The following is a 4,168-nucleotide window of genomic DNA, read 5'->3' on the forward strand; positions in this document are numbered from 1 at the left end:
AGGCCCGCTGCGCGCGCCTGAAGGTTGCCGTGGCGTTGGCCAACAAGACGGCTCGGATCGCCTGGGCGGTGATGATGCGAGGAGAGTGCTATCGGCCGGCTGCGGCCGCCTGAGACGGGGGGCGCTGCTGGCCACGTGACGCTTGCAAGAGATGAAGGTGATGGACGGGTCGGTCGCTCCGACGAGCTGGGTCATCCTGGAGAAGTGAAGGGCCTTGAACCCGAGGATCTGATGAGGCCCCAGCCCGCGGACATCCATCGTGGCCAGCGGCCGTGTGCGCCGCTCAAGTAGGCCGGACACATGACCGCAAGCACGCCGCTCACCATCAACTTTCTGCTTGCGAGCCGGGGGCCATCCACACATGGGGCTTCTCGTCCACGCAGAGCACCAGCGCCCGGTCAGGCGGCGCGAGGTAGAGCCCCACGACGTCCCGCACCTTCTCGGCGGAGGCGGGGTCGGTGGAGCGCTTGAAGGTGCGCACCCGGTGGGGCTGCAGACGGTGCTCCTGCCAGATGCGCTGGACGGAGCACAGCGAGATGCCGGTTGCCGCCGCGACGGCGCGACCGGTTCAGTGGGTGACCTCGCCGGGCGGCTCGGAGCAGGAGAGCGCCAGCACCTCGGCGACGGTGCTGGTGGAGTGGGGCGGCTTGCCGGGCGGGCGGGTCTTGTCGTGCAGCAGGCCGTTGACGCCCTCCTCGGCGTAGCGCTGCTGCCAGCGCCAGACGGCGGTTCGGCTGACGCCGGCCTGGTGGGCGACATCCAGGACGGACAGGCGTTCGGCTGAGAGCAGGACGATACGGGCGCGCTGGATGTGCTTGAGCGGGCGCGGTCCTCGCTGATCGCGCGCAGCCGCGCCTTCTCGGTGTCGGTGAGGATCACGCAGACAGTCTGGGCCATGCCTCAGACTCGCATGGCCTCCCCTCGATATGAACCTTCCGTATGCGTCACTGCACTAGCGGAGAAGCGCGACACTCATGCGGCATTGAACATCGTGCGTTTTGCGCCGCTGGAGTTGGGTACCCTCCTCGGGCGGCTTGATCCTTTTTTCGGACAACGCCAACGGCGGCCACGTTCCAATGAAACATAGGACGCGCTAGGCCAGAGAAGCAACAAATGATGCATTACAAACATTATTTCCGCTCTCTCTTGAATTTCTCAAGCCGGCATATCAATTTAAGAGGTCGGCTTTATTCATGCTGTTATGCGCAGCTCTACCAGAATAACTCGCGATTAAGGCTTCGGCAAGACAAATGGAGGACACCATGCGTGCCATGATCGCTCCTATTTTGGCCAGCCTAGTGTTAAGCTTGGCTCTTCCGGTTGCGCTCGCACAGGGCGACGACACTCCAACAGATGCTGCGAAGGGCGCGTCTCGCGCTGATCTTGAAGGCCGAGTCGGGTTAACCAACTCGCTTGAGGAGCATCAGCATGGAGTAGCACCCACCTACTCTGATGACGAACTGGCTCAAAGCCAAAGTCCAGCTCCTATAGCATTGAAGAGCACCGTCCTTCGGGAACGGGCTGAGCCCACGCCGTCTCGGTGCGTCGTTCCAAATTTCGGCGCAACTTTTGAATGTATCTCTTATAAAAATTGGCTCCATGTATGATATTCTCGGAACTGACGAGAATCGATAAACAACCATAGTAATTTTATATTTGATTCTTCAAATCAGAACAACTCATAAAATATTTATTAAGCAAACTACGACAGGAAATGAGCTATGAACAGCGCGCTTGAGCAGGACGCCTCTGCAACTCTAATCTGGCTACAGGAGGGGCTTGTACCTGACAGCGCCTGGCTCTTGGCGAGACCGACAGATGTGGGTCGGGGTCCAGAGGACTGGCCTCATTTCGCTGATGCATTTCGTTATGCCATGAATGTTCCGCGATTAGGTGAGTGGCTGCCTTGGATCCAAGTCGGTGATCGGACTATTTCGCCGGAAGAGTTGCGCAGGATGTATGTCCCTCGCAGCCATGAATTTCGCTAATCTACAATCATGTTGCGCCGCATCTAAGTTACACAAAGCATAGACCACGGCATGCATTCCGGAGTATTGGTGATGAACATGACAAGTGCAAAGTTGAAGGCCTGGATCGATGATCGGCTCAATCAAACCTTCGTCGCGACCTTGCTTGCTGGACTCGGCGCAACATACTTCATCGTGGGTATGGGCTTGCGCTGGTAGACACGGAACTACGCCAGTGAAAACGCAGCGTGGCTGAAAGAATTCTTACAGGGACGAGAGGTGAGAAGGCCCAGGGACCACGCAAATGGATCTTCGTCAACTTTCGTGGAAACGGCAGAGAGCGCGCCAGAACTCGGGTATCACCGATCACGGCGCAGCGTCCTGCTCTTCGTCGGCGTATGGAGTGTCATCGCAGAGCATGGCAGCATTTCTATGATCTAAGTGGTTGCGGCAATCCGCTAAAATGGGGCTGCACATCGCCATCTCTTGAATAGAGCGCGGCAATTCCTTGCGGAAGCACTTGCTGTTGTCGGAGAATGCTCAGGTGACGAGCCACTCCCGAAGGAGTTCTACCTTGTCGTATTGTGACCCGCTTGCTCAAATCGAAGAGCGATTTGCCGTGGCAGATGGAGCTTGGGCGCGCGAAGTTGAGTATCTCTACGGTGGCAACCCATACCTTCATCATGACAAGCCAAGCGGGCGTGGCGAGCCAGACAGCGCCCTGCGCTTAGCTTACGAAGCTCGCGAGCGCGCCTTCGCGGCCTGGTGCTCTGCACGCGGGCTCGACACAGTGACCTGACCGGCTCGGTTTGGGCCGGACTGATTGCGAGGATCAGCCAGGAAAGGCAGGTATTCAGAAGGTCCACTCATCGCCTGGCTGATAGGCCCTGAACGATTGGGTCTGGCCGATTTTGTGGAAAGATTCGGGATCAGGCGAATTAGAGCGGGTCCCGCGCCGCTTGAGACGGGTTGGCGGGTGGGGCGTTGACGGGTGAAGGAGCATGCCCATGCCTTCACCTCTATCTGTGGACCTGCGCGAGCGTGTCGTGGCTGCCGTGGCATCGGGTGCCTCCTGCCGTCGCGCTGCAGCCCGCTTCGGGGTCAGCGTGTCGAGTGCCAGCCGCTGGTGTGGGCAGTCCGCCCGAGACGGGCACGTCGCGCCCAAGCTAATGGGTGTTGCAGATCGGTCGGGCGCTGCTCTAGCTTCCGCGTCGGACGTGACGCGGCTTCAGGTATGGGCTCGATCTCTCAGGCACGGTGAACTCCTCCCGGCTGCTCTGTGTAGGCGCATCATCTGGCAAGGGAGTTGCGGGGAGCGGCATCCAATGGGTCGGGTTCCTGTATCGCGTCAGGGCGTACCCACTGTCTGCCAGAGAGACGATCCATTCCTCGCTCCTGCGACACGCCACAACAACAGGTGGGCAGGTGATCCCGAAGGCGTACTCGGCCCAATCTACCGTGCCGCCGCTGAGCAAGATCCATGTGTCATCACGCGGGGCCGTCTCGATTGGCTGCCATTCCGGCATGACTTGTCTCCTGACGGTGGACCGCATCACCGGCTCTTGGAAGAGATCATGTCAGCCGCAGCATCCTCAAGATGTCTGCTGCGGCTGCGCAGCACGCATCACACAGGAGACCAGTGTGATGGTCCTGCAGGCGCGTCCTCGAAGGATGCGCCCTCGATAAGCGTCCCAATCAGGCGGAGAAGCTCCTGGTGCTCCGGGCCACTACCTGCGAGGAAGGAGCCAAGCTCGATTTGGGTCGGAAGACCACCGGACGGCTGGTTTGGCACATGCAAGACGACGGGGCGCGGTGTCGTGGCACTCAGGGCCAGGAACCACCGATCCCCATTGGGGCTGGCGTAGAGCTCTATCCGGTCGGCCGTCATCGGGGATTCCTCTTTGAGGAAGAGGTAGCTGTACCCGGTCCACAGCCACCGACAATCCTACCAAACAGGCTGGCCTGAATGAGCATGTCGGCGGTGCTGGCATGACTCTGCTCCCTGAGCATCTCCGAAACCCGCTCCGGGCAATTCTCCGAGAGCAGCTTGAGGCCGCGCTGGAGCTTCTGAGGCGTCAGTTCGTGCTTAGCGCCGCTCCCCAAGCCATTCTCGTGCTCCGCGAATTGGATCACGAAATGGCCCTCGTAGAGCTTGGTGTCAGAATACCAGGGCCGGCCGATGCAAGGGATCTCGGACGAGA

Annotated in this window: 3 protein-coding genes and 3 pseudogenes; 3 read left to right on the top strand and 3 right to left on the bottom strand. The window is 59.8% G+C overall.

The annotated features are described in order from the left end of the window. Positions 1-113, top strand: a pseudogene (locus MOX02_RS29650) (IS110 family transposase); the annotation flags it as partial. A 245-nt stretch (positions 114-358) separates the two neighbouring features. Here MOX02_RS29650 and MOX02_RS29655 read toward each other — a convergent pair. Then, a pseudogene (locus MOX02_RS29655) lies at positions 359-897 on the bottom strand (IS630 family transposase); the annotation flags it as partial. A 1,163-nt stretch (positions 898-2,060) separates the two neighbouring features. Between MOX02_RS29655 and MOX02_RS32810 the strand changes: the two are divergent. Continuing rightward, entirely contained in the window at positions 2,061-2,186 is a 126-nt protein-coding gene (locus MOX02_RS32810; protein ID WP_280525374.1) for a hypothetical protein, read from the top strand. 788 nt (positions 2,187-2,974) lie between these two features. Beyond that, positions 2,975-3,220: pseudogene (locus MOX02_RS33145) on the top strand (helix-turn-helix domain-containing protein); the annotation flags it as partial. Here the strand turns inward: MOX02_RS33145 and MOX02_RS33100 are convergent. Both MOX02_RS33100 and MOX02_RS31955 read right to left on the bottom strand, forming a co-directional pair. Continuing rightward, entirely contained in the window at positions 3,167-3,520 is a 354-nt protein-coding gene (locus MOX02_RS33100) for a DUF551 domain-containing protein (protein ID WP_147029355.1), read from the bottom strand. The pseudogene MOX02_RS33145 and the gene MOX02_RS33100 overlap by 54 nt on opposite strands. A gap of 331 nt (positions 3,521-3,851) precedes the next feature. Beyond that, positions 3,852-4,168, bottom strand: a 317-nt coding sequence (locus MOX02_RS31955) for a hypothetical protein (protein ID WP_210250425.1), incomplete at its 5' end; no start/stop codon positions are given.

Origin of the sequence: Methylobacterium oxalidis (genome assembly GCF_007992195.1) — a bacterium.
Taxonomy (GTDB): Bacteria; Pseudomonadota; Alphaproteobacteria; order Rhizobiales; family Beijerinckiaceae; genus Methylobacterium; species Methylobacterium oxalidis.